Source organism: Collinsella sp. AM17-1 (genome assembly GCF_003470665.1).
GTDB lineage: Bacteria > Actinomycetota > Coriobacteriia > Coriobacteriales > Coriobacteriaceae > Collinsella.
The window spans coordinates 1-25501 of record NZ_QRJZ01000026.1 but is presented as its reverse complement, the minus strand read 5'-3'; the positions used below and the strand labels follow the sequence as shown (position 1 = coordinate 25501).

Here is a 25501-nt window from a genome sequence, read left to right as displayed (position 1 = left end):
GCTATTCAGCGCGCTTGATAGGATGACGAACCACGGTCTTAAGTTTCTCCGGTGCGCATTTGCGTGGATCGGAGAGATAGATTTCGTGATGTAAACGGGTGTCTGAGAAGTCGGGAACATAGCCCAGCTCGGTCGTGTATTCATGCATAGCGTCTACGGTCGCCGGTTCGTTGTCGTAGGGCCCGGTGTGCATGCATTGAACGCAGAGACCCTCGTCAACTTTAAGCAGTTCGACGGCGGAAAAGTCCAGTTTCTTTTTGGTCGTGGCTTCCGCGACTGCCCAGTCAAAGTCATCTCGGGTGACGAAATCGGGCAGGCGGATGCACGAGATAAAGTTGAAATTGTCCTTGTGTACATAATCGATGTCGCCGCTCGGGGATTCTTGCCACCAGAAACCCTCGAGCGGCGGTACCACAAAGTCGAAATAGCCCTCGATACTCCTTGAGCCTTTCTTCGACATCTTGACGGTATAGGCGATGCCGTAAAGTAGCGGCAGGGCGTTTTGATACTCGCCACCTTCGGTATTTGGGTCGCCCTTTCCGCGAACGGCAACGTAGCTCATAGGCGGGACAGTTACGATACTCGGCTTGCTTGCAGGTTTATAGAGCTCCTTGCATTCCTTCTTAAAGTCGAACGCCATGTTGGCCGCCTTTCTGCGTATTGGCCCGCTTAGATAGTCGAATCATATCATAGAAACGAACAGCTGTTCGAATGATTTGGCTGACAGATTGAGATGCGTGCGTTGTGCTTGGCGGTCGGCCTGACCCCGTCGATGATTTCTCGGCCTCCCCGGCGCCTCATCTATAGCTGCCGTTTCCCCATATAAAACCTGCCAAAATAAACCTGTCCCTTTTTGGTAGGTGGGAAATGGGTAATACTAAAGAGTTATCCGACCAGATGGGAATTAATCGATGGCCTATATCGAATTCAAAGACGTCATCAAAGCATACGGCGAAGGCGACGCCCGCATCCACGCGCTCGACGGCGCGAGCTTTACGGTCGAGCGCGGCGAGCTCGCCATCATTCTGGGTGCTTCGGGCGCCGGTAAAACCACGGCGCTCAACATCTTGGGCGGCATGGACACGGCAACTTCCGGCACTGTGACGGTGGACGGGCGCGATGTGAGCTCCGCCAACGAGGCGCAGCTCGTGGAGTACCGCCGCGCCGACGTCGGCTTTGTCTTCCAGTTCTACAATCTGGTTCCTAACCTGACGGCGCTTGAGAACGTCGAACTCGCGGCGCAGATCTGCCCTGATTCGCTCGATGCCGAACAGACGCTTCGTCAGGTCGGCCTGGGCGAGCGCTTGGGCAACTTTCCGGCGCAGCTTTCGGGCGGCGAGCAGCAGCGCGTATCCATCGCCCGCGCGCTGGCCAAGAACCCCAAGCTGCTTTTGTGCGACGAGCCCACGGGCGCGCTCGACTATAAAACCGGCAAGCAGATCTTGCAGCTGCTACAGGACACCTGTCGCAAGCAGGGCATTACGGTCATTATCATCACTCACAACTCTGCGCTGGCGCCCATGGCCGATCGCCTGATTCGCTTTAAGAGCGGCCGCGTGGAGAGCGAGACGGTCCAGCAAAATCCCGTGCCTATCGAGACGATCGAGTGGTAGCGCCCATGGACCAGGACCGCCAAAACAGCCAGCGCCGCGACGCGCAGAACACGGAGCGCGAGCAGGATTTTACGACCTACCGCACCGCCCAAAGCTCAAACGATATGGTGCCGACGGTTTTTCGCCGTGGCATCTACCGCACGATTCGCGGCAGCCTTAAGCGCTTCTTGTCAATCGTGATCATCACGGCGCTTGGCGTGAGCGTGATGTGCGGCCTTAAGGCGGGCTGTGAGGACCTGTGTGATTCGGTCGACGCTTATTTTGACCAGCAGAATGTCTATGACATCAACGTGCAGTCGACCTATGGTCTGACCGATGACGATCTTGCTGCGATCCAAGAGGTCGATGGCGTCGAGACGGCCGAGGGCATCTATACCGAGACCGCCTATACCGCCGTGGGTACGACGCGCGAGCGTGTCGTCGTACAGAGCCTCTCCAAAGAGAATATTGACCAACCGGTGCTAGTACGCGGCGAGCTGCCCGAGACTTCGGGCGAAGTGGCAGTGACCTCACGTTTTTTGAAGGCTTCGGGCAAGAAAATCGGCGATACGGTGAGCTTTGCCGCCAACGATGCGAGCTCGTCGAACCAAAGCGCCAAGGACCAGTTTGCTGCGGGCGATTACACCATTACGGCCGAGGTCCTCGATCCCACTGATGTGAGCTCCGACTCGACAGTCAACGCCTTTCGCGCTGCTTCGGCGGCGGACTATAAGTTCTATGTGAGCGAGGACGCCGCGACATCTTCTTCCTACTCCGCGGTCCACGTGATCGTCGAGGGAGCCAAGAGCCTCAACTCCTATTCGGATGCCTACGCGGCAAAGATCAACAAGGTCAAGGGCAATATAGAGAAGATCCGCGAGGAGCGTGAGAAGGCGCGCGCTCAGGAGCTGACAGTCGACACGCCGGCAAGCTTGGATGCGGCCGAGCGCCAGGCGAATATGCTCTTTGGGATTGAACAGGACAACATCAATCGCATGGCCCAGGGCAGCGAGGAACGCGTCCAGGCTCAGGCCGACCTGGATCAGCGCCGCGCCGCCGCCGGCCAGCAGTTTGCCGATGCCCGCGCCGAGCTTTCCGATTTGGGTGAATGCACGTGGTACATCCAGGACCGCGACAATATCGCAAGCTACTCAAGCGTGGAGAGCGATAGCTCGTCAATTGAGGCTATTGCGACGGTGTTCCCGTTCATCTTCTTTATCGTCGCCGTGCTCATCAGCCTTACCACCGCCACGCGTATGGTCGAGGAGGAGCGCACGCTCATCGGCCTGTATAAGGCGCTCGGTTATTCGCGCGGGCGCATTCTGTCCAAATACGTGGACTACTCGCTGTGGGCGTGCCTGATCGGCGGCGTGCTCGGCAATATCATCGGATTTGTGGGCCTGCCGCTGTTCCTGTTTACGGTGTTCGACGACATGTACTCGCTGCCCCAGATGCTGCTTTCGTACGACATCGTGTCGTCGCTCGTGTCGGTAGCGCTGTTTGCCGTGGGCGTGGTGGGCGCCACAATTATCGCCTGCCGCCACGAGATGGCCGAGACCCCGGCCTCGCTCATGCGCCCCAAGGCTCCGCGCGCCGGCTCGCGCATCTTGCTCGAGCGCATCGGCTTTATCTGGCGCCGCATGGGCTTTTTGAACAAGGTCGCTGCACGCAACCTATTCCGCTATAAAAAGCGCGCCTTTATGACCATCTTTGGCATCGCGGGTTGCACCGCGCTTGTGATCTGCGGTATGGGTATTCGCGATACGTCGGTGGCGCTTTCGCCCAAACAGTACGGGCATATCACGCGTTATGACTTGCTGGCGGTCGCCAACCCCGATGACTTTACGCAGACGTGCGCGGCGTTGGATGAGCGCAGCGCGGCCAATGATTCCAACGTGACCGTGACTTCGACGCTGCCGATTATGACCGACAACGTCACCTTTACGTTTGGCGGCAAGAGCGAGACTGTGCAGCTGATCGTGGTGCCCGATGACCGCACGAACGACCTGGACGACTATGTGCGCCTCGAGGACGAGTCCAAAGAGCTGCTGTCTTTGCGTGACGGAGACGTGTATCTGAGTAAGAGTTCACAGCTGGTGCTGGGGATTCAGCCGGGCGATACGGCACACGTCCAGGATTCGTCGCTCAGTGTTGCCAAGGTCAAAGTCAGTGACATTTCGCTTAACTATCTGGGCAACACGCTTTACATGACGCAGGGCACCTATGAGCGCGCGTTCGGTCGAAGCGCACGCCTCAACGGCGTCTTTGTGCTGCTTAAGGGCTCGTCGGCCGACCAGATTGCGTTTAGCAAGAATCTTAAGAGCGACGGTTGGCTTACGATTTCGAGTACGGCCGAGCATTGGGAGAACTACGAAGCGAACTTTACGATTATCAATTCGGTCGTGGTGCTCGTGACCTTTATGGCGGCGTGCCTGTCGTTTGTGGTGGTGTTTACGCTGTCCAACACGAATATCTCCGAGCGCGAGCGCGAGCTGGCGACCATCAAGGTGTTGGGCTTCCGCCGTGGCGAGGTGCACCATTACGTCAACAAGGAGACGCTGATTCTCACGGCGATCGGCGCTGCGCTGGGCGTGCCGCTGGGCGGCTTGCTGGCCGAGAGCTTTACCTACATTTTGCAGATGCCGTCGCTGTACTTTGACGTTGAAGTCGAGCCGCTAAGCTACGTGCTCGCCGTGGTGCTTTCCTTTGGCTTTACGTTTATCGTCAACCTTGCCACCAACCGTACCCTCAACAAGATCGACATGGTCGGCGCCCTCAAGAGCGCCGAGTGACCTGCCAAAAAGGGACAGGTTTATTTTGGCAGGTTTTATCTGGGCAAACGCCGGGCAACCATTAGGTGGCCCGGCGTTTGTCCCGTTTTGCTGGGGAGGTCTGTCGTCCAGTGCTCTTACTGGCCAATCCAGTGTTGCGCATAGGTCTTAATGTCCTCGGTAAAACCGTCAAGGTCGTCAAGGGTGATCACGCTGTCGATAAGCAAATTGGCTATCTCGCGGTGCATTGTGCTGCGGCGAATGTCGTTTGCAATTACGCCTGAGGACAGCTTGTCTCTATTGAGGCGCTCTTCTAGTGCCCAAAATCTACTGGACGCTTCACCGTCGCCGTTCAGCATCTCAACGTACTGGGCGATGAGCTTTTCCATATAACGTTCTTGCCATTGAGGAAGCATTTTCTTAAACAGCTTCCAGTCGCTTTCGGCTACGTCGCACATATGTCCTCCGCTCGTCAAACGGGCTTTCCATTTGCCTTTCATTCTATTTGGTTTTCGCTCCCAGGCGTGGATGAGAGGCTCTCTTTAGCCTTCGAGATTGGGCTTGAATGGGTCGTATGCCACAAAATGGGCCTATCTACTACGTTTAATTGGATACCCTCAACCATGCCGGGAAAACGAAAAATAAAACCGCAGGTAGAAGGCTTGCCAGTTTTCGAAAAAGGCGGGTATGGTCGGCCCCATTGAGTTCATCGTAGTAGATGGGCCCTTTTCGTGGCGGACCATCAAACGAACGCCGACGCTTGTGCTGTAGCCGCTCCGATCATTCGTAAGTTGCGGTGGAATAGTTCCTAAGGTCGACTACTCAAGGCTCAAACCGGAACTATATCACCGCAACTTAGGAGGGATGGGCGGGAGGGGGTACTAGTTGGGTGCTGCTGTCGGGCTGGGATGGTTTAGGCTCGCTCGCGATGCTTCCATTGTTTACGGCACCAACGCATAAGTGCTTTTACAACCGGGATGGTGATGAGTATTACCCAGGCGGGATGGGGCTGCCCCAAGCAGAGCCACATGTAGAGGAACCATGCCTCGGCACTAACTGAATAGACGACATCGATCAGCTTAGATAAGTGGCGTTGGTCGATAAAGTCGCCAAGCGCGTAATAGACGGGAATCAAAAAGACGAGGAAGAGTCCCGTAGCCCATGTGCCGTAGACAATGCCGAGCACCAGATAGGCGAGAGCGACAAGTGCGGGGAAGGGAAACTTGTTCCATGCACGTCCGACCTTGGTGTGGAAATGCTTGCCATGATGGTCGAGCTTGTCGTGTGCTTCCTTCCAGCTGGAAAACGTCTCGCCGTCGATGGTGACGGTGCCGTCGTCATTGGTACGCACGCTATGTCCATCGTCCTCAAGCGTATCGATATGCACGCCGCCCGGCCCCACATGCACCTCTTCGCCCTTGCGCTCGTTGGTCACATGGATGCCGTCCCAGCCAACATGGACTTCTTCGCCTTTGTCGGGATCGATAACGTGGATGCCGCGTGCGAGGGAAATATCGACAAGTGGCTTATCGCTGCAATCAGCGTGCACAGTAGAAGCCTCAGCCTCATCTGAAGCTTTGGTGCCGGCGTTGCTGTTCTGCGCCTCATCATCAGCTTGCGAGTCATCAGTGCTATCCACCGCCTCCCCATACAGCAGCTCATCCAGCGACACGCCATACAGCGCGGCGAGCGCAATAAGGTTATCGGTATCGGGCGAGGATTCGCTGCGCTCCCATTTACTGACAGCCTGACGACTCACGCCCAACTGGGCGGCAAGTGCCTCCTGAGAAAGCCCGGCAGCCTTGCGGCGATCAACGAGCCGCTGTGCCATCGCAAGATCCATGGCAGTTCCTTTCATGTGGTGACCGTAATCGAATGAGCCGAGTATGCCGAGAACAACCGGTAGCGACCACCATTTCTAGTTAGAATCTGCCCCAACCCTACCGCAACTACCGGTAGCAACCCCTAACGACCAGCCATTTCAGGACAAATGTCAGTGCAAGTAGCAGCCAAGAGCCCCCACTCAGTAAGTTGCGGTGGAATAGTTCCTGGATTCAGCCATTTGCGGGCTAAGCAGGAACTATTTCACCGCAACTGAATTTCAGGCCAGGCACCCGCAGCAAGAAGACGAATAGCCTCGGCCTCCCTAGTTACCGCAGGAGGCCCCAGGGCTTACCTCCCAAATCTTTCCGCAGGACGGAAGGACCCCGCCGCGCGAAGCGCACGGCGGGGTCCTGACATGTCCGAGGACGATTTGGGAGGTAAGCCCTGGGGCCTCCGATGAGAGCGGTTCCAGCCGAGGCTATTCGTCGCCGAAGCTGATGCCCAACGCCTTGGCCTCGCGCACCAGATCGCTCTGGGGATCGACGTACTTGAGCTTGCCGGCGACATCCTCGAGCGGCATATGGCACATCTTGCCGTCGCGCAGGGCAATCATGTAGCCAAACTCGCCGCGCAGGCAGCCGAGCGCCGCCTCGACACCGCACTGGGTCGCAAAGATGCGGTCCTGAGCGTCGGGCTGACCGCCGCGCTGCGTGTGGCCGGGGATGGCGACGCGGGTCTCGCGACCAGTTTTGGCTTCGATCTCCTTGGCGATGTCGTAGACGATCGACGGGCTCGTGCGCTCGGCGAGCTTCTTCTTGTACTCCTTCTTGGACAGCGCCGCGTCCTCCTTGGAGATGGCACCCTCGGCGACGGCCACAATGGTAAAGCGGCTGCCGGTCTCCATGCGATGCTCAATGGTCTTGATGACGTTATCCATGTCGTAGGGGATCTCGGGAATCAGGATGACGTCCGCGCCGCCCGCGACGCCGGCATACAGCGGAATCCAGCCGACCTTGTGGCCCATGATCTCGATGACAAACACGCGGCCGTGGCTCGAAGCGGTAGTGTGGATGTCGTCGATGCACTTGGTGGCGACGTCGATGGCGCTCGTAAAGCCAAACGTCAACTCGGTGCCCCAGGTGTCGTTGTCGATGGTCTTGGGCAGGGCGATAACGTTGAGGCCCTCTTCGCGCAGGCGGTTGGCGGTCTTGGTGGAGCCGTTGCCGCCCAGCATAAACAGGCAGTCGAGCTGCAACTTGCGATAGGTGTGGACCATCGCGGGCACCTTCTCGACGCCGTCGGCCTCGGGAGTATCCAGGCGCTTGAACGGCGTACGGCTCGTGCCCAGGATGGTGCCGCCGCGGGTGAGGATACCGCTAAAATCGGCGGGCGTCATGACGCGGAACCTGCTGTAGATAAGGCCCTGGTAGCCGTCCTCAAAACCGTAGATCTCGATAGGCTCTTCGCTATTGGTCATGAGTGTTTTGACGATGCCGCGCATGGTGGCGTTGAGCGCCTGGCAGTCGCCGCCACTGGTAAGAAGACCGATCCTGAGCATGATGAATCCTTCCGGGCAAGTTATAACATGCGCATAAGTTTACCCCCGCACACTGTTGATACAGGGGTAAAACGTGTTAGCTCAAATGTATAGAAATGTAAGCAGCGTCAGGCGAGCGTAAGGACGACGGGCCTGGCTCCTTACAACGCGAAGGCGTCGACGTCGCCCCAATGGCGGCGCAGCGTGATGGCGGCAGCGGGCTCGGTGTTGTCAAAGACGACCGACCATTGCGTATTGCTGGTGATGTCTTCCGGATTGGGCTCTTGCGCCGCAGCGCGTAGGGCCTTCCAAGCGACTGCCTCGTCTTGGGCGCCGGCACGGGCATCGAGGACAGCGGCGATTGCGACGGCGCGCTCCTTGCCATGGCCCAGCTCGCCATTCTTTTGATTGGGCAGCACTTCGTCGCCATAGCAGGCGTAGAAGTTCGTAACCTGGCGTACAGGAGTCACTTTGAAAGCGCGGTCGGGGTCGCGCGGGTCCCACTCCACCACCCGCGCGTCACCGGCGGCGTCGTTGATAAAGAAGTGATAATCGCGTCCGGCCATGGCGTGCATGTCATAGGCAGAAAGCAGGTCGACGGCCTCCTGCGTGGTAGTCGCGCGGTCGAGCACCAGGCGGATGGCGAGCGAAGTGTTGATGACGGGGCGCTGCGTGTCCTGGTCACAGGGTTTGGAATCCAGGGTGAGCACGGCAATGGACACGCCACATTCGTTGATGCCGTCGAGCTGGGCAAACGGGCCCATCAACGCCGCAGCGCGTCCGGCGACGGAGTCAAGCGGAGTGTTATCGCCCAGGTTGTTAAGGGCGGCAAACCCGATGGAGGCATAGCCGCCGCGTGGGTGATTGCGCACCAGCAGCGCCGAGGTGTCGTCCTTAAAGTCGTAATTGCGACCGGTGCGCACGCGGCCTTCGGCATCTACGGCGACAAAAGCGCTGCAGGCAAACTGGGGCGCCTGGACATGTGCCGGCACGCCGGGCAGCACCTGCGCCACCACGGCATCGATGTAGGCCTGGTCGTCGCGCACGCCAGCGGCGATGATGCGGTCGAGGTCGTAGTCGTAAGCGATGTCGATTGCGTACAGGTCATAGCCATCCGCGTAGCTGGTCAAGCGTTTGAGCGACGCGGCGGACTTGATTTGCTTGTGATAAACGATACCGGTGGCAGCAGCAAGGCCGACGGCGACTCCCGCGACACCGCAGGCGATGGCAATGTTACGTGACTTCATGACGGCTCCTTTCGTCCTGTTAGCGTAATTGTCGCAAAAGGAGTGCGGGCATGATGGCTCAACTTGGCGAGCGGCGCGGGATTAAACATGGAATGAAAGGCACGGCACTGGCGCGGCGGGGTATGCTGGAGGGGACCATCAACCCAGCGAAAGGGGAGAGCATGACGGATCAGGAAACGCCCGAGCGCGCGCATGTGACGGCCGACGATATCGAGGCCGCCAACGACCTTATCGACTTTATCGAGGCATGCCCCAGCATGTTCCATACGGCGGCGACTATTATGGCCGAGCTCGACGAGGCGGGCTTTACCTACCTGCCCGAGAACGCGGCGTGGGACATCGAGCCGGGCGGGCGTTATTACACGCAACGCAACACCTCGAGCGTTGTTGCCTTTAAGGTGGGCGAGGACCTGGCCGCGACGTGGGGCGAGGACGGCGTTGCCGGTGACTATCATTTTCAGCTCACGGCGTCGCACAGCGATTCGCCGACGTTTAAGGTTAAGGCCGTGCCCGAGCTCGACGGCGCGGGCGAGACACTGCGCCTGAACACCGAGGCCTACGGCGGCATGATCGACTACACCTGGTTCGACCGTCCGCTGGCTCTCGCGGGCCGCGTGCTGGTGCGCGAGGGCGACCGCATTGAGAGTCGCCTGCTCGCTACCGAGCGCGAAGTCGCCATCATCCCGAGTCTTGCCATCCACATGAATCGTGGCGTCAACGAGGGCTTTGCTCCCAACCGAGCTGTCGACCTGTGCCCGCTCATCAGCGCTGGTGACCTTAAGCAGGGCGACTTTGACACCCTGATCGCCGACGAGCTGGATGTTGAGCCCGAGCAGATTCTGGGCCGCGATTTGTTCCTGGTCAATCGTCAGGATGCGCGCATTTGGGGCTGGGCCGACGAGTTTATCTCGACGCCCAAGCTTGACGACCTGGCCTGCGCCTACACCTCGCTACAGGCATTTTTGGGTGCCGAGAACGCGCGCGACGTTTCCGTCTTCTGCTGCTTCGATAACGAGGAGGTTGGCTCCGAGACCAAGCAGGGCGCCATGTCGACGTTCTTGGCCGACGCGCTGCGCCGCATTAACGGATCGCTGGGCTTTGACGACGAGTCGTACCATCGCGCACTTGCCGCCTCGATGCTTGTAAGCTGCGACAATGCACATGCCGTGCACCCTAACCACGCCGAGAAGTGCGATGCCCGCAATCAGGTGGTGCTCAACGGCGGCATCGTCATCAAGGAAGCCGCCAACCAGCACTACTGCACCGATGCCTTTAGCCGCGCGGTGTTCCAAGCCATCTGCGATGACGCCGACGTACCCACGCAGGCCTTCGCCAACAAGAGCGATATGGCGGGTGGCTCCACGCTCGGCAACCTGTCCAACATGCAGGCGAGCATGCATGCCGTAGACGTGGGCCTGCCGCAGCTTGCCATGCACTCGAGCTACGAGACCGGCGGCGTACGCGACGTGATGTACGCCATCCGCGCCCTCACCGCCTTCTACGAGCGTGACCTAACCATCAACGGAGCCGAAAGCGTGGAACTCTAAAACCTGCCAAAAAAGGGATGTTAATTTTGGCAGGTTTTATCCGGGCAAATGCCGCAACACCAACAGCTGGACAGAATTGTTAAGACACCGCAGGTTGAGCAAGCGTCAGCGAGCGATGTCCAGAGCGAACAAGTTGGCATGAAAAAGGCAAGGCATAGACCTTCTGGTCATGCCTTGCCTTTTGAATGACAAATTGTCGCTCTGGGCGGCGCGCAGCGTCGACCGGTCCGCCGTTCGTTAGAACGGCGGAACCTAAGGGCGCAGCGTCGAGGGGTTCCGGCGTTTGGCAAAACGCCGGAACAAATTAGTGCTCGATCCAGCAACGCAGGGTCTCGCCGGCTTGCAGGTGACGCAGATTCTCCGCGGCGATGTCGACGACGTTGTTGAGGGTGGCGGCCAGGTGGAACCAGCCGGAGACGTGCGGCGTGATGAGCATGTTGGGCGCATCCCACAACGGGCTTGTCTCGGGCAGCGGCTCGGGGTCGGTGACGTCGACCGCGGCGCCGGCGAGATGTCCTGATTCCAGGGCGGCAACTAGGTCGTCGGCAACCACAAGATCGCCGCGGCCGCCGTTGGCAAAGAAGGCGCCCGGCTTCATCGCGGCGAAGAACTCGGCGTTCGCCAGGCCGCGGGTCTCGGGTGTGCTGGGCATAAAGGATGCGACGACGTCTGCCTCGGCCAGGCGCTCGGGCAGGGCATCCATGCCGTCCATGTCCTCAAACACAATGGGGTAGACGAGCGGATGACGCTTGATGCCGCGGACGTGTGCGCCCATGCTGCGGCAGAGCGTGGCAAAGTGGCCGCCGATATCGCCCGCGCCCAGCACCAGCACGTTGGCATTTTTGAGCGAGGTAACCGGCCCCAAATCCTCCCAGCGATGCTCGCGCTGCAAGTCGTGATAGCCGGGCAGGCGCTTCATCATGGAAAGGACCATGGCAAACATGTGCTCGCTCACGGCCTGGCCGTAGGCGCCCACCGAGCAAGACAGTTTGGCGCCGGCTGGCACGGTGCCGGCGGCAAGGTAGTCGTCATAGCCGGCGGTCTGCAATTGCAACAGCTGGAGATGCTCGCATGCCGTGAGCATGTCAGGGTCGATGTTGCCCAGGATCACGTCGGCATCGGCGACCTGCTTGCGCGTGGCGGCGTCGGCGCTCGTGTAGATAAAGTCCTCGCCCGGAGCGCTCGCCTCAAGAATTGCGCGATGACGGTCGTTGACGGGCAGCAAAACCAGGATGTTCACAGGCAGTCCTCTCCGCTCAACCTGCCAAAAAAGGGACAGGTTTATTTTGGCAGGTTTTATCAGGCAAACGTTCAAACAAAAACGCCGGATGCAAGACGGGCGTGCCCGTCAGCATCCGGCGCATCCACGGCTACCAGCTGAGCAGCTCGTAACCGTTCTCGGTCACCACGAGCTGTACCTCGCACTGGGCCGAATCGCTGCCGTCCTTGGTGCGCACGCACCAGCCGTCGCCCTTGCTAATCTTGATGTCGGGCGCTCCGGCATTGACCATGGGCTCGATGGTAAAGACCATGCCCGGAGCCATGATGGTGTCCACATCGGGCGCCTCGGTGGTAAAGCCTACAAACGGGTCCTCGTGGAACTCCTTGCCAATGCCGTGTCCGCCGTACTCGCGCACCACGCTAAAACCGGCGTCCTCGACCGTCTTTTGCACGGCCTCGGCCATAACGGACAGCGGCAGCCATGGCTTGACGGCCGCCAGACCCGCCTCCACGCTGGCACGGGTGACTTCGACCAGGCGCTGGCGCTCGGCCGAGACTTCGCCGATGCAGAACATGCGGCTCGAGTCGCTAAAGTAGCCGTCCAAAATCGTGGAGCAGTCCACATTGATGATGTCGCCCTCGTGCAGCACGTCCGTATCGCAGGGGATGCCGTGGCAGACCACATCATTGATCGAGGTGCATACGCTCTTGGGGTAGCCCTCGTAGTTGAGGTCGGCCGGCGTGCCGCCGTGCTCGACGGTGTAGTCGTAGATCATCTGGTCGATCTGGTTGGTGGTCATGCCCGCGGCGATATGCTCGCCTACGTAATCGAGCACGCCCACGTTGATGGCGGCCGAGCGCTTGATGCCCTCGATATCGGCGGGCGTCTTGTAGAGCGTGCGGGGCAGAACCTCCCAGCCCTCTTCCCACAGGCGCTCGAGGCGCTCGTCGAAGGCGTTATGACATTTCTTATATTTTTTGCCGCTGCCGCACCAGCAAGCGTCGTTGCGGCCAGGCACGGGTCCATTGTCAAACATGGCTAACTTCCTTTCATTCGCAGCTAGTATAGCCCACCCACGCGTCCATAAAAGTTGCGGTGATATAGTTCTGATTTAAGCGGTTTAACAGCACAAATAGGAACTATATCACCGCAACTGATGGAGCGGGGTGGCGGGCACTAGCTGCTGCGTGGTTTTGCTAGTAGCTCACCTGGCAGGGGATGCCGAGGGCGCGCACGCGCGCGGCAATGGCGTCGAGCACCTCGGGCGCTGCCTTGGCAAGGCCAGCGACCGGCGTCTCGCGCGCCACCGTGTAGATGGTCGCTTCTTGTGGGCGAATGCGCTCAAGCGCCGCGAGCCAGGGGGCAACGTACTCCTCGCCGGTGTTGTCGATGGGCTTGCCCTGATACTCGCCGGTCAAAAAGATCGTCTGGATAATAACGTGACCGTCAAAGCTTGCGAACGTCTCGATCTGGTGCTCGACGTCGTAGGCGCCAACGGGCTGGTCGAGCAGCTGGATAAACGCCGGGTCGACGATATCGAGCTTGAGGATGTTGTCGTCGACCATCATGAGCGCGTCGTGCACTTCGGGGCGGTCGGCGCGCGTGCCGTTGGAGAGCACGGCGATCTTGGAGTTTGGGGCAAGCTCGTCGCGCAGCGCGACGGCGCCGGCGATGGCCTGCGGAAACTCCGGTGCGGCGGTGGGCTCGCCGTTGCCTGCGAAGGTGATCACATCGGGGAGCTCGCCCTCGGCTGCCATCTCGCGCAGCTTTGCCTCGAGCGCGTCGAGTACCACGGCAGCCGTGTTGTACGGCTCATGACAGGGGCGCTCGGCGTTGAGGCCGTTTTCGCAGTAAATGCAGTCGAACGTGCAGATTTTGCCGCTGGCCGGCATCATGTTGACGCCGAGCGAGAGGCCAAGGCGACGGCTGCGAACGGGCCCAAAGATGGGGCTGGCATTCAAAAACGTAGACATAGGCATATGCTCCTCAAGACAATTGTGCCTAAGCATAGCATCGGCTCCAAAGCAAGGTGTGGGCTCTTGCTTTACAAGTTTCGTTTTTTCACGTCGCTCATGATGCCGTGCCATGAAAAGCCTCGGGTCGGGTACAGTTAATCTGTTAACAAGTCGTAAGGCAATGCGGGACCATTCAGCCGTACTGACGTGCAATTGGATGGGCATTGATGATGGGGGCACAACATGGATTTTACGGTCGAGAATGCGGGCACCACGATTGCCTGTCGCGAATATGCCGGCCCGGATGTGTCGCCTGATACTCCTGCCTTGGTGTGCGTGCACGGCGCTTGTGTTGACGGCACATTTTTCGACGGCATCGCTTGTGAGCTCAGCCGCAACTACCGCGTAATTGCCTACGACCGCCGCGGCTGTGGTGGCAGCAGCGAAGCGGCAGACGGCAGCTATGATCTTGCCGCTCAGGCCGCCGACCTGCAGGCCGTGATCGAACACGTTGGCGCTCCGACAAATGTGCTTGCGCACAGCGCCGGTACGTTGGTGGCGCTGGAGCTTCTTCGCACTGAACCCCATCTCGTCGCCCGTGCGATTCTGCATGAGCCGGCTGTGTCGGCCGAAGGCGTCGGCATGGGCGCAGCTCCGGTTTTGCTCGATATGATTGCGGCTGGAAAGGTTTCAAGGGCGCTCCGGCTTTTCTTGGGAGCCCTCGGCGACTTGGACCCCGAGGCTCCTGGAACGACCGAGGCAGAAGCCAAGCATGCCCTGCGCAACGGCCGCAGTTTCATGGCAAACGAATACGGGATTACTATGACCTGCGTTCCCGATTGGGATAGCGTTCGCGCGTCGAAAACGGTGGCCGCCGTGCTCCTAGGCGAGCTCTCGATTGGCACGCCCCGCGAGGCTGGCACGCGAGCGGCTGCCGAATATCTCGATTGCCCTCTCGTGACGATCCCGGGCGCGCATAACGGTCTGCGCGATCGCCCGGCAGCGGCTGCCCGGGCTGTCCGTGGCATCCTGGGGCTCTAGCATCCGCAATAGCCAAAGCAGGCTTCATCCGCAAACGTTTCGGCCGTATTAACAAACGTGCTCAAAACCTCGCGTCTGCGGCTTCAATCGCGCCGTCTGCCAACTCATAAGAATGTGGCAGCATTCACGTACTTACCTGCATCGACAAGGTGTTACCCTTGTAACATTTGGAACCCACCGCTCCATGCGAAACTATCGAAAGGGCCCCATATGCTCAATACTCACGAGGTCAATCTAACCGACGAGGAGGCTGCCGTCGAGGTCGCCCGCGTCGCGAAGACCTACCCCGTGGTGCGTTTACTGTCGGCCGATCAGATTAAGAGTGAGCCTAACTGCTTGCTCGCCGGCGATCGCTGCCCTTGTCTGCGTCAGTCGAGTCTTGAGGCTTTGGCAGACTCCGATGAGGTGTCGGAGCAACTGCTCAATGATGGCACTGAGTACCGCGCCCGTCTACGCCCTCTGAAGGTCGAGGGCGAGCCTCACGTCTTGCTGATGGTGCGTCCGATTGATGAGCAAGAGGCCGCGGAAGAGGACCTTGTCTACACCGACGTGCTGACGAGCGTGCGCAATCGCCGATATTACGAGGAAAAGCTTCGCAGCGCCCGCATGAATGCCGGCGTTGCGATGATCGACGTTGATGATTTTAGGGCCTTCAACGATACGTGTGGCCGTCATGCCGGCGACCTTGCGCTCGGTGCTGTGGCGACAGCCATACGCAGCGGAATCCGTTCGACTGACGAGCTTGTGCGCTATGGCTGCGACAAGTTTGTGGTTGTCATGCCCAATATTCCCTCCGATGACTTCACCCGTCGCCTGCATCAGGTGTCCGATGCCGTTCATTCCACGATTATTCCGGGCCATGAGTACGTGAGCTTGACGGCATGTGTTGGTGGCGTTCGCATTCATGGCGAGACGGTCGATGAGGGCGTTGGCCGCGCTGCTCAGTTACTGAGCCGCGCTAAGGCAAAAGCCGGTACGGTCGTGACCGATGCCGATTCCATCGAGGCCTTCCAAAGCGAAAAGCCTTTGGTGCTTATCGCCGATGACTCCGAGATGAACCGAGCCATTCTCAGCGAGATGCTCAAGGACGAGCATTGCATCCTCGAGGCCGATAACGGTCGTGCGGCGCTCGACATGGTCGACCGCTATGGCGATGAGTTGTCGCTCGTGCTGCTGGACATTGTGATGCCGGGCATAAGCGGCTTTGAGGTGCTGGCCGATCTGTCGCGCCGATCGGGTATCGATAATCTGCCTGTCATCATGATTTCGAGCGAAGATTCCGATGATGCGGTTCTGCGCGCGTACGAGCTGGGCGCCTCAGACTATATCAACCGCCCGTTTGACTCCCGTGTCGTGCGCCGCCGCGTAAGCAACACCATCCGCCTGTACGCCAAACAGCGCCGCCTGACGAACCTGCTGTCCCAACAGTACAACGAGCGCGTCAAGAACAGTCGCATGCTCATCGACATCATGGCCGGCGTCATGGAGCTTCGCAACGGCGAGAGCGGTAGGCACGTTACGAACATCGAAAAGCTGACCGAGCTGCTGCTTGGCTATCTGGTCCAGCGTAGCGGCACGATCTCCCTCGACAATGAGGAACGCTCCACGATCGCCCTGGCTTCGGCGCTGCACGATATCGGCAAGATGTCGATTGACGATGCGATCCTCAACAAGCCCGGGCGCCTCACGCCCGAGGAATTCGAGATTATGAAGACGCATACCACGATTGGCGCCAACATGCTGCTCGAGCTGGGCAGCCATCACGCCGGCAATGCGCTTATGGAATATGCGTACCAGATTGCGCGTTGGCATCACGAGCGCTGGGACGGCAAGGGTTATCCCGATGGCCTTAAGGGCGACGAAATTCCCATCGCCGCGCAGGTGGTTTCGGTGGCTGACGTGTACGATGCACTGACGAGCGTGCGCGTGTACAAGGACGCTATCCCGCACGAGGAGGCGATCCAGATGATCCTGGACGGTAAGTGCGGCACCTTTAACCCGCTGCTGCTCGATTGCCTGCTCGAGGTGCAAGACCAAATTGCCGAGACGTTGGCACGCCCCGCCGACGTCGTCGCGTTTCCCACGATTTAGTTTGACCAAAGGAGTTTTTAATCCATGATTTCCATGCGTGAGGCGTATGAGAAGATCGGCGCTAATTATGACGACGCGTGCGCTCGGCTGATGGGCGGGGAAATGCTTGCCCGCTTTGCCCTCAAGTTTTTGGATGACGAGAGCATGGACAAGCTGGAGGCTGCCATGGCGGCAGGAGACGCCGAGAGTGCGTTTATGGCAGCGCACACGCTCAAGGGCGTGAGCCAGAACCTGGGATTCGATAATCTGTACGAGCCGGCGGTCGTGGTAACCGAAGCGCTGCGCGGCGCTGATGCCGTTGACGGCGCCCGCGAGGGGATGCATGCGTTGCAGCAGCAATATGCGGCTACGATGTCGGCTCTGCGCGAGGCGGCCGAGTAAGAGGCTGTGAGCCTTGATGACTATGAGCGTGGATAATCTCCCGTTTTAGGCCCGGTGGCGGCCTCAAAGTGGGAGATTATCCACGCTCGTTCGATACGTGTCCAAAAATCCACGCTCACCTCTTCTGATTAGTGAATTGCCTATGCACACTGTCGGGGCTTTCCGCATGCAATCCATATCGTTGTTCGATAAACTGTTCGAATAACGATAGAGTCGATGAGGGTGAGTGTATGTCCAACAGCGTTCAGCGTATGGCCAAGGCGGGCGAAAATATCAGGAAGCTCGGTTTTTGCATGGCAGCCGTTTTTGCAGGGATGCTCGTCGCTTTTGCCGCGTTGGTTGTTTACGTGATCTGGTATGCGGTTGCAAACGTTGCTTCTGTCGATTCTTTCGGTGTCGTGACGCTTCTCGATGGCGGGTGCATCGTTATCCCAAGCGGACTGTGCATGGCGCTTGTTATGGGTATTTCGCTTGTCGTTCTGTGCGGGATCAGCCGTAACATCTCGCGAGGCGTCTCGCCCTTTACCAAGACGCATGTGCGGCTTATCCGTGTGCTCGCGCTGGCCTTTGCTGTTAACGCCGCGGTTTCGCTTGTTGGTGCCTATGGATCGGTCAATCTCGCCATTGGCGGACTGGAGCTTTACATCGTGCCTCATTCCTTCGTTATTGAGATTTGCCAAGGCGCTACCTTTGATACGGGGTCGTTTATCGGCGCAGTTGTCTGTTTGTTTATCTCGGCGATCTGGAGTTATGCCTCGCTGCTCCAAGAGCAGTCTGACGAGCTTGTGTAGGAGGAAACATGAGCTATCTCATCATCGAGCTTGAGACGCAGCTGCTTAAGACCGGAAAGACCAGCGCTGATCTGATTCGGGCGACGGGGCATACTCCGGCTAATATTTCAAAGCTTAGAAACGGAAAGATAAAAGCTATTCGCCTAAAGACGCTTCTTGATATCTGTGATGAGCTTGATTGTCAACCGGGAGATATTATTCAGCGCGTGAGCGAGAAGGAGCTTGAGGAGCTTATTGTCGAGCGCGCAAAAAATGTCGTGAGGCAGATGCGGGACGGCGGAGGCAATGAGACGTCGCTTCCGACATCAGTCTTTGCTGTCGATTTGAGTGACGAGTAACTTAAGGCGAACAACTAAAACGAAATATCAGCGTGAAGGGACCCGTGTCTAACACGGGTTCTTTCTTTAGATTATCTTGACAAATATGAGTTATCGAAAAACAATAACAACAATGGAAGACGATAAAGAGAAGAAGGAACGATATGAGCGGTTTTGCTATCAAGCGGAACGGGAGGCCAATGAACGCATCAGCGATAAAGTTATCAAAGGTGTCAAGGCGCTATGGAAAACGGCGTGTGTTGCATGACGTTTCCTTCGAGGTGGATCAGTCTGAGCTTTGCGCCCTTGTTGGTGCAAACGGGTCGGGCAAAAGCACGCTTATTAAAATAGTGCTGGGCCTCTGTGAGCCATCGTCGGGGAGCGTGGAGCTCTTTGGAGGCAAATCGAAAAGAGAGCTTGGCCTGATGCGGACGCGTGTCGGCTATGTGCCAGATTCCAGCGGAGCATACCAATCCCTCAGTGCGGTTGAGAATCTCCAAATCCGATGTGCGGAATGGGGGCTTGATGCGAAACGTGAGGTTCCTCGCGTTTTGAGCCTAGTCGGGCTGGACGTCGAAGAGAAAAAGAGCGTGAGCAGTTTTTCTTTGGGAATGAAACGGCGACTGGATATAGCTACGGCTTTATTGGGCGACACCGACGTACTAATTTTCGATGAGCCGGCAAATGGATTGGATCCGTTGGGCATCGAGAGTATATGGGCCCTTATCGGTCGATTGAATCGAGAGCAGGGTAAGACCATGCTCATCTCTAGTCATGATTTGGATGAGTTGGCATCGGTTGCAACAAGCTGTCTGTTTATTCATGACGGCGAACTGCTAAAAAAGGAATCGATGGACGTCATAAGGGATGAGGCGTCGTCCTTAAAAGAGCATTACAGGCGCTTGATGAAGGCGGTCTCGCTATGAAGCGGGCGATCCATCCCATAAAAGCAGATATGATGCGTTTGTACAGGATATTTCCGGCGAAGTTTGGTCTTGCGCTTATGCTGGCGTTCGGCCTTCTCTTCGGCATCTTTCTAAAAAACGGAACAACGTTGCTCGCCTTTGGCAATAGCGTTTTTGGGGAGGATATTGGCTTCTGCTGGAATGTAATCGATCCTTCTGCACCCGATGAGTCCCTTGTGCGCAGCGCTTTTGCCGGTACGTCTCTGTTCGTACCGCTCATCGTTTGCCTGGTGATTTTACAGGAGCGCGGCTATGAAGAGGGATACCGAATTTCTTCAGCAAGAGGTCTTGCCCGCTTTAACGGGGCTCTGGCACATGTACTTTCGTCTGCTTTAATAATCAGCGCAGCATATAGTGCGCTCTGCCTTCTTCTTTTTGCAATAGCCATAATACGTGGAGGGCATAACTACTCGCACGACATGCTGACTGTATTTTTGCCTGCAATGATAGTCAACGCCGTATTGGTGATATCGGTTGCGTTGGAGACGATGACCATCTATCGGATTACAGGCAGCGCTGTATTGAGCGGGGCTGCGATAATTATTGGATTTGTCATGAGCTTGACGCTCTACGGAACCTTCCTTCAGACGCCTATACCGTCCTTGCGATGGATCTTCTTCCTTCCGGGGCCATACCTTGGAGTCGGATGTGCCCTTGGGTATAGCGATATGGGGCAGATGACGCTTCTGGGCTATGGCGTGGCGGTCAGCTGTCTATCGGTATTGATTTACGCTCTCGTGAGCTTTCGCGCTGGGGGTGTGCTCAATGGCTTGTCAGATTAAAAGATTCCTCCATTCAGAATTGAAGCACGTGAGCAAATGGACGTACGCCTTAATCCCGGTAATTTATGCATGCATGGTGATATTGCAGCTTAATTCTTTCCCGATGTGGTTCTGTAGCCTCCGTGAGAACAGTTTCTTGGGTTTTTTCCCAGACCCGACGCTTCGGCTATCGGCGGAGGATGTCCTTCTATTTGGCAATGCAGAGGTTTTTCGCGGTCTGCTGTTCAACGTAGCCCCGTTGGCCCATGCATTGTTCTTTCCGTTCATCGCGGCTTGCATTGTGCCGCGCTTTGTCAGTTCGGGCTTTGTCGAGGAACCGTGGGGGTTGTCGGAGGCTCGGGGAGGGAAGCGTGTGTGCGCTATCGTTGCGCGAGTGGTGCTATCTTCTTTTGCCCTTTTGGGCGCGTTTGTCCTGTCGAGTGTCATTTTGTACTGTCTTAACTGCGCAATCGTTTCGGATGCTCAGCAGTATTTCAACCTGCATGTATTTTGCTATCGACTTGTTCTTGCTGCCGCTGCCTGCCTTGCATGCGTGGTTTCTTGCGTAATCGTTGTTTCCTATTTTGGGTCCGGCTTCGGTCCGATTGGCATGCTGTTGCTTGTCAACGTCGTAGCGATCTACATACAGGTCGGGGCCAATTCCATGCTTCCGCTTCCAGCCTCGATGCTCATGTGGATTTGCGGCGTGACCCCGTTGGGGAATGGTCAATGTATCTCGATTTTAATTGACTGCCTCATAAACGTAGCAAGCGTTTTTACCATTTGCTTTACTGTCGACCGATTGCGGTCGAGATTTCTCTGATTGTTTGTGAGGGATAATCATACCGAGCATATCAAATACAGGGGGGCGGGCACCGTGGCTGGTGTCCGCTCCCCCCCGGCTTAGGAGGCTTTAACCTGAGTGGTTCGCGAGCTAGCGGGCCTGCTTTACCTTGGCCGCTGCTTCGACAAACGACTTCCACAGGTTAAAGTCGGTTTCGAGCGTCTTCCACGTGTACTCAGGGTGCCATTGCACGCCCAGGCAGAATGGCTGGCCTTCGACTTCGATGCACTCGGGAACGCCGTCGGTTGCCTTGGCGACCAAACGCGTGCTCTTACCCAGACGATCGACGCAGCAGTGGTGTGCGGAGTTGGTTTGGATCAGCCTGTGTCCGCCAACCGCGCGGTCGAGCAGCGAGCCCGGCACGACCTCGACGGGATGCACGGGGTCGTTGAGCACGTGGGTATGGCGCCACTGTGTGCGGCCCTCGCGAGCGCCCAGGCTCGGCACGTCCATGCACAGGGTGCCGCCAGTGGCGACGTTGAGCAACTGCGTGCCACGGCAGGTGGTAAAGAGCGGCTTTTTGGCGCGGAGCACCTCGCCGACCAGCTTAAACTCAAAGCTATCGCGGATCTCGCAGCAGAGGGTGGGGTCGTAGGGTCGATCATCGCCCCAACGTTTGGGATTGACATCGGGGCCGCCGGGAATGGCGATGCCGTCGGCGATATCGACGTAATGACGGATGACCTCAATGTCCTCGGTGATGGACATCTGCAGCGGCAGGCCGCCGGCGGCAAGGATGGCATCGACAAAGACACTTGCGATTTCCTCGTTGGGGGAGAGCGTCTCGCTTAAAAACGGCTTTGCCTCTTCCCAGCGTGGTGCGACCAGGATGAGCGGGCGGTCGGCGGGATCGACGTCGACGTGCGGAGTGTAGGACGATGAGGTGTGTGTTCCGATCATGGGTGTGGCTTTCGAATCTGAAGGTGACAGGGCGCATGAAAGACGTGGGACAACACTTCCGATGGATTTGTCCCACGGGATGGCTGGTTAGTGGCCCTTGATGGAGTTGAGGAAGTCTTGGGCGCGCTTGGTCTGGGGATGGTCGAAGAACTCGTCGGGCGTGCCGGTCTCTACGATCTGGCCGTCGGCCATAAAGACGACGCGATCAGCCACGCGGCGGGCGAAGTTCATCTCGTGCGTAATGACGATCATCGTCATGCCCTGCTGCGCCAAGCGCACCATGACCTCGAGCACCTCGTTGATCATCTCGGGGTCAAGGGCGCTCGTGGGCTCATCGAAGAGCATGGCCTTGGGCTGCATGGCGAGCGAACGGGCGATGGCCACGCGCTGCTGCTGGCCGCCCGAAAGCTGTGCGGGCACCTTATCGGCCTGTTCGGCAACGCCCACGCGGCTCAACAGATCCATGGCGCGCTCACGAGCCTCCTCCTTGGAGACGCCCAGCACATCGACCGGTCCCAGCATGACGTTCTGCAGCACCGTCATATGTGCGAACAGGTTGAACTGTTGGAACACCATGCCCAACTCGGCGCGCATGCGGGCAAGATCCTTGCCTTCCTGCGGCAGGGGCTCGCCTTCGATGAGGATCTCGCCCGAGTCGATGGTTTCCAGGCGGTTGATGGTGCGGCACATGGTCGACTTGCCCGAGCCCGAGGGGCCGATCACGACGACGACCTCGCCACGGTCGACCGAGAGATTGATGTCGTTGAGGACGTGCAGATCGCCGTAGTGCTTATCGACGTGTCTGAGCTCGATCAGCGGCTGATTGCCGGTGGAAGAGGTGCTCTGTGCCATGGTGCTCGGCTCCTTATGACTCGAAATGGTAAATCGTTAGCGGATGATGGTCGCGCCGGTCTTGTGCGAGACGTAGACGGCGGCCTTGTTGATCGCGACGTTGATGAGGATATAGATGACCGCGATCACCAGGTAGACCGACACGAGGGCGTCGTAGTTGGTAATGAGCACGCGGGCGTTTTGCATGAGGTCGGGGTAGCTCACCACGTAGGCGACGGTGGTGTCTTTGACGACGACCACGAGCTGCGAAATCAACGACGGAATGATAAACCGAATAGCCTGCGGCAACACGATTTTAAAGGTGATTTTAGCCTTGGAGAGACCGAGTGCCTGGGCCGCCTCGACCTGCCCGCGCGGCACGGCGTTGACGCCGGCACGGAAGATCTCGGCAAGTACACCGGCGGCAGCGAGCGCGACGGGAAGCGTGAGCATCCAAAACGACGGCAGTGCGATTTTGTACTGGGGTAGCACCAAAAAGAAGAAGTAGATGAACAGCAGGCTCGGCACACCGCGGAAGAAATCGGTGAGCACGCGGCAGACCAGCTGCAGCGGCTTAATGTCGCTGGTACGGCCGAGCATAAGGGCTAAGCCCAGCACCAGCGCGATGGCGCCAGCGGTGAGTGCGACTTTAACGGTGCCCTCAAAGCCGGCAAGCAGGAACTTCCAGGTGGTGAGGTGCGTAAAGAAATACCAATAGTGAACCGAAAGCTGACCGGTCACATAAAAGCGCTGCAGCACTAGGACGACGAGCGCGGCCACGGCGACGAGTGAGATAGCGGTGCCGATGCGAATCTTGGCGCGCATCTTGGGGCCGGGAGCCTCGTAGAGCGCATCGCGCATGGTAAGTGCAGGGGAGGAATGCTTGCTCATCGGAGGATCCTCACCTTCTTATCGATGTAGTTGCCAATGTGGCTCACTACAAAGGCCGTGCCCAGGTAGCCGAGCGCCGAGATAAAGAACGCGGCGACGCCGCCGAGCGAGCGCGTGTTGATGTAGCTCACCACGCCGGTGAGCTCCTGCGGTTTAAGCGGCACCTGACTGCCGAGCGCGGTGGTGAGCATGACGGCGATAAAGAGATTGGTCATGGGCAGCACGCTTGAGCGCAGTGCCTGCGGAATCACGATTTTGGCGAGGATACGGTTAAAGCTCATGCCCAGCGAGCGGGCGGCTTCCACCTGGCCGACGCCGACGGTGTTGATGCCGCTCATAAAGTTTTCGGAGCCAAAGGCCGAGCCCAAAAGGACCGTGGCGACGATAACGCAGGTGCGGTAGGGCAGGACAACCTTGAGCGGCGGCAGCGCGTAGACGACGATAATGAGCAGCGCGATGCCGGGGATGTTACGGAAGACCTGGACATACAGGTCGCCAAAGACGCGCAGCGGCTTGAGCGGCGACACGCGCATCACGGTGACGGCGACGGCCAGCACCATGGCGATGGCAAACGACTCAAGCGTCATGCCCCAGGTTGCTAGCAGCGCGTCGATATAGTTCTGGCCATAGAGCGACCAGAGCTCGGAGAGACTCATGCGGACCTCCCGCCGATAAGGAAAGGGGCTCCCGCGTGTACGGAAGCCCCGACAACTCATTGAGGAAACAGTTTATCGCAATAAAGCACCTCGTGCGTTTCCATATGGTTTCGCAGCGGCTGATGCCATGCTTGCGAGCTTAGGCGCCGATCTCGGGCAGCTCGGGAACATTGGTGTCGCCCGTACGGTCACCGATGCAGATCTGCCACAGCTCAGTCCAGGTGCCGTCGTCCTCGATCTTCTTAAGGAAGTCGTTGACAAAGGCGACGCCGTCGGAATCGAGCGGCAGACCGATGCCATAGGGCTCCTTGCTGCCGAAGGGCTTGCCGGCGATCTTGTACTTACCGGGCTCGCGGACCAGGGCGCTCTGCTGCATGTTGTTATCGATGACATAGGCGTCAACGCGACCCTGCTGGAGTGCCTGACGGGCCTCCTCGTCGGTCTTGAACTCCTGCTGGCTGGCCTTGGGAGCGAACTCCTCCAGGATGGCAGGGCCGTTGGAGCCGGACTGGACGGCGACGTTCTTGTCGGCCAGGTCATCGACGCTCTTGATGTCGTCGTTGTCGGCGAGCACCAGGATGGCCTGCTGGGTGTAGTAGTAGGGACCGGCAAAGGAGACGAGCTTCTTGCGCTCGTCGGTGATGGTGTAGGTGGCAAAGACGGCGTCGACCTGGCCGTTCTGCAGGACGGACTCGCGCGTGTCCGAGGTCACCTGGGTGATCTCGACCTTGTTCTCGCCCAGAATGTAGTTGGACAGGAGCTGCGCGATACCGGCGTCGAAGCCGCGGGTCTGACCGTCTTTCTCGTTGAGGAGGGAGAAGAGCGTGGAGGTCTGAACGCCACCGATCTTAAAGACGCCGGCGTCCTTGACGGCCGTCGCCCAAGTGCTGGCGGCGATGGCATCGTCATCGGCCTTGGGGCCGTTGTCGACGAGCTTGTCGAATGCCTTAGCGTCGAGCGTGGTGGAAGCCTCGGTATCATTGGAGCTCTTGGAGGAGCTGGCGGCGGAACCCTTGTCGGCCTCGGCGCTGGTGTCGGAGCAGCCGGCAAGACCAAGGCCGGCGACGGTTGCGAAGGTGGCGGCAACGAAGCCGCGGCGGTCGAGAACGACCTGCTGGGAGAGGTTCTTGCTCATGGTAGAACACCTTTCTCAATAAAATCCCTAGCGGTTGAGTAGAGTTATACCCTATCGCGCTCAAATGGGTCAACACGAAATAACTCAGAAACATACTTACTTTATGGGTAATTCTTCCTACCAAAAGGGACAGGTTTATTTTGGCAGGTGGGACTGCGGACAAAAAGTTGGACCATCAGGTCCGGTTTGGAGTCCGCATGAC

Annotated in this window: 24 protein-coding genes; 11 read left to right on the top strand and 13 right to left on the bottom strand. The window is 58.3% G+C overall.

The genetic code is table 11. The features are described 5' to 3' along the window. Position 1: 1 nt before the first annotated feature. Complete coding sequence (locus DW195_RS09710; RefSeq protein ID WP_117756864.1) at positions 2 to 640, bottom strand: GyrI-like domain-containing protein; 639 nt, start codon at positions 638 to 640, stop codon at positions 2 to 4. Positions 641 to 911: 271 nt separating this feature from the next. On the opposite strand from DW195_RS09710, the gene DW195_RS09705 reads away from it, so the two are divergent. Together DW195_RS09705 and DW195_RS09700 are read left to right on the top strand one after the other, a co-directional pair. Continuing rightward, a complete protein-coding gene (locus tag DW195_RS09705; RefSeq protein WP_118206577.1) occupies positions 912 to 1613 on the top strand; it encodes an ABC transporter ATP-binding protein in 702 nt (233 codons plus the stop codon). Positions 1614 to 1618: 5 nt separating this feature from the next. Further along, positions 1619 to 4384: an FtsX-like permease family protein gene (locus tag DW195_RS09700; RefSeq protein ID WP_233540858.1), complete on the top strand. Its 2766-nt coding sequence runs from the start codon at positions 1619 to 1621 to the stop codon at positions 4382 to 4384. A 116-nt stretch (positions 4385 to 4500) separates the two neighbouring features. Here DW195_RS09700 and DW195_RS09695 read toward each other — a convergent pair whose 3' ends face one another. From DW195_RS09695 to DW195_RS09680, 4 genes are all read right to left on the bottom strand, one after another. Continuing rightward, entirely contained in the window at positions 4501 to 4821 is a 321-nt protein-coding gene (locus tag DW195_RS09695) for a multidrug transporter (RefSeq protein ID WP_118206576.1), read from the bottom strand. A gap of 455 nt (positions 4822 to 5276) precedes the next feature. Then, positions 5277 to 6206, bottom strand: coding sequence for a helix-turn-helix domain-containing protein (locus DW195_RS09690; protein WP_118206575.1), 930 nt, complete (start codon positions 6204 to 6206; stop codon positions 5277 to 5279). Between the two features lie 459 nt (positions 6207 to 6665). Continuing rightward, a complete protein-coding gene (locus tag DW195_RS09685) occupies positions 6666 to 7745 on the bottom strand; it encodes a 6-phosphofructokinase (RefSeq protein WP_118206574.1) in 1080 nt (359 codons plus the stop codon). A gap of 140 nt (positions 7746 to 7885) precedes the next feature. Beyond that, entirely contained in the window at positions 7886 to 8971 is a 1086-nt protein-coding gene (locus DW195_RS09680; RefSeq protein WP_118206573.1) for a carcinine hydrolase/isopenicillin-N N-acyltransferase family protein, read from the bottom strand. Between the two features lie 161 nt (positions 8972 to 9132). Here DW195_RS09680 and DW195_RS09675 point away from each other — a divergent pair, with 161 nt between their 5' ends. Further along, positions 9133 to 10518, top strand: coding sequence for a M18 family aminopeptidase (locus DW195_RS09675; protein ID WP_233540857.1), 1386 nt, complete (start codon positions 9133 to 9135; stop codon positions 10516 to 10518). A 304-nt stretch (positions 10519 to 10822) separates the two neighbouring features. On the opposite strand, the gene DW195_RS09670 is transcribed toward DW195_RS09675, so the two are convergent. The 3 genes from DW195_RS09670 to DW195_RS09660 all read right to left on the bottom strand — a co-directional run bounded on the left by DW195_RS09670 (position 10823) and on the right by DW195_RS09660 (position 13713). Then, entirely contained in the window at positions 10823 to 11758 is a 936-nt protein-coding gene (locus tag DW195_RS09670; RefSeq protein ID WP_118206572.1) for a D-2-hydroxyacid dehydrogenase, read from the bottom strand. A 130-nt stretch (positions 11759 to 11888) separates the two neighbouring features. Then, positions 11889 to 12776 carry a type I methionyl aminopeptidase gene (gene map / locus DW195_RS09665; protein ID WP_118206571.1) on the bottom strand — a complete coding sequence of 296 codons (888 nt, stop codon included), beginning with the start codon at positions 12774 to 12776 and terminating at the stop codon, positions 11889 to 11891. 160 nt (positions 12777 to 12936) lie between these two features. Continuing rightward, the gene (locus DW195_RS09660; protein WP_117775921.1) at positions 12937 to 13713 is read right to left on the bottom strand and encodes a radical SAM protein; all 777 of its coding nucleotides are present in this window, start codon (positions 13711 to 13713) and stop codon (positions 12937 to 12939) included. A gap of 225 nt (positions 13714 to 13938) precedes the next feature. Here DW195_RS09660 and DW195_RS09655 point away from each other — a divergent pair, with 225 nt between their 5' ends. From DW195_RS09655 to DW195_RS09620, 8 genes are all read left to right on the top strand, one after another. Beyond that, positions 13939 to 14736, top strand: coding sequence for an alpha/beta fold hydrolase (locus DW195_RS09655; RefSeq protein WP_117563848.1), 798 nt, complete (start codon positions 13939 to 13941; stop codon positions 14734 to 14736). Positions 14737 to 14946: 210 nt separating this feature from the next. Beyond that, positions 14947 to 16827: a diguanylate cyclase gene (locus tag DW195_RS09650; protein ID WP_118206570.1), complete on the top strand. Its 1881-nt coding sequence runs from the start codon at positions 14947 to 14949 to the stop codon at positions 16825 to 16827. A gap of 24 nt (positions 16828 to 16851) precedes the next feature. Continuing rightward, entirely contained in the window at positions 16852 to 17208 is a 357-nt protein-coding gene (locus tag DW195_RS09645; protein ID WP_117584145.1) for an Hpt domain-containing protein, read from the top strand. 251 nt (positions 17209 to 17459) lie between these two features. Then, a complete protein-coding gene (locus tag DW195_RS09640; protein WP_147356509.1) occupies positions 17460 to 17999 on the top strand; it encodes a hypothetical protein in 540 nt (179 codons plus the stop codon). An 8-nt stretch (positions 18000 to 18007) separates the two neighbouring features. Further along, on the top strand, positions 18008 to 18337 hold the full coding sequence (locus DW195_RS09635) for a helix-turn-helix transcriptional regulator (RefSeq protein ID WP_118206568.1): 330 nt from the start codon (positions 18008 to 18010) through the stop codon (positions 18335 to 18337). A gap of 143 nt (positions 18338 to 18480) precedes the next feature. Further along, positions 18481 to 19242 carry an ABC transporter ATP-binding protein gene (locus tag DW195_RS09630; protein ID WP_118206567.1) on the top strand — a complete coding sequence of 254 codons (762 nt, stop codon included), beginning with the start codon at positions 18481 to 18483 and terminating at the stop codon, positions 19240 to 19242. Continuing rightward, positions 19239 to 20063 (top strand): hypothetical protein, encoded by an 825-nt coding sequence (locus tag DW195_RS09625; RefSeq protein WP_118206566.1) that lies wholly within the window; start codon positions 19239 to 19241, stop codon positions 20061 to 20063. The genes DW195_RS09630 and DW195_RS09625 overlap by 4 nt, the downstream gene beginning before the upstream one ends. Further along, positions 20047 to 20865 carry a hypothetical protein gene (locus DW195_RS09620; RefSeq protein WP_147356508.1) on the top strand — a complete coding sequence of 273 codons (819 nt, stop codon included), beginning with the start codon at positions 20047 to 20049 and terminating at the stop codon, positions 20863 to 20865. The genes DW195_RS09625 and DW195_RS09620 overlap by 17 nt, the downstream gene beginning before the upstream one ends. 111 nt (positions 20866 to 20976) lie before the next feature. Here DW195_RS09620 and DW195_RS09615 read toward each other — a convergent pair whose 3' ends face one another. From DW195_RS09615 to DW195_RS09595, 5 genes are all read right to left on the bottom strand, one after another. Beyond that, complete coding sequence (locus DW195_RS09615) at positions 20977 to 21786, bottom strand: gamma-glutamyl-gamma-aminobutyrate hydrolase family protein (RefSeq protein ID WP_118206564.1); 810 nt, start codon at positions 21784 to 21786, stop codon at positions 20977 to 20979. An 87-nt stretch (positions 21787 to 21873) separates the two neighbouring features. Beyond that, positions 21874 to 22638 carry an amino acid ABC transporter ATP-binding protein gene (locus DW195_RS09610; protein ID WP_117746439.1) on the bottom strand — a complete coding sequence of 255 codons (765 nt, stop codon included), beginning with the start codon at positions 22636 to 22638 and terminating at the stop codon, positions 21874 to 21876. Between the two features lie 36 nt (positions 22639 to 22674). Further along, complete coding sequence (locus DW195_RS09605; protein ID WP_117840241.1) at positions 22675 to 23508, bottom strand: amino acid ABC transporter permease; 834 nt, start codon at positions 23506 to 23508, stop codon at positions 22675 to 22677. Beyond that, positions 23505 to 24164 (bottom strand): amino acid ABC transporter permease, encoded by a 660-nt coding sequence (locus tag DW195_RS09600; RefSeq protein WP_006234894.1) that lies wholly within the window; start codon positions 24162 to 24164, stop codon positions 23505 to 23507. The genes DW195_RS09605 and DW195_RS09600 overlap by 4 nt, the downstream gene beginning before the upstream one ends. A gap of 139 nt (positions 24165 to 24303) precedes the next feature. Beyond that, complete coding sequence (locus DW195_RS09595; protein WP_118206563.1) at positions 24304 to 25299, bottom strand: glutamate ABC transporter substrate-binding protein; 996 nt, start codon at positions 25297 to 25299, stop codon at positions 24304 to 24306. Positions 25300 to 25501: the final 202 nt, after the last annotated feature.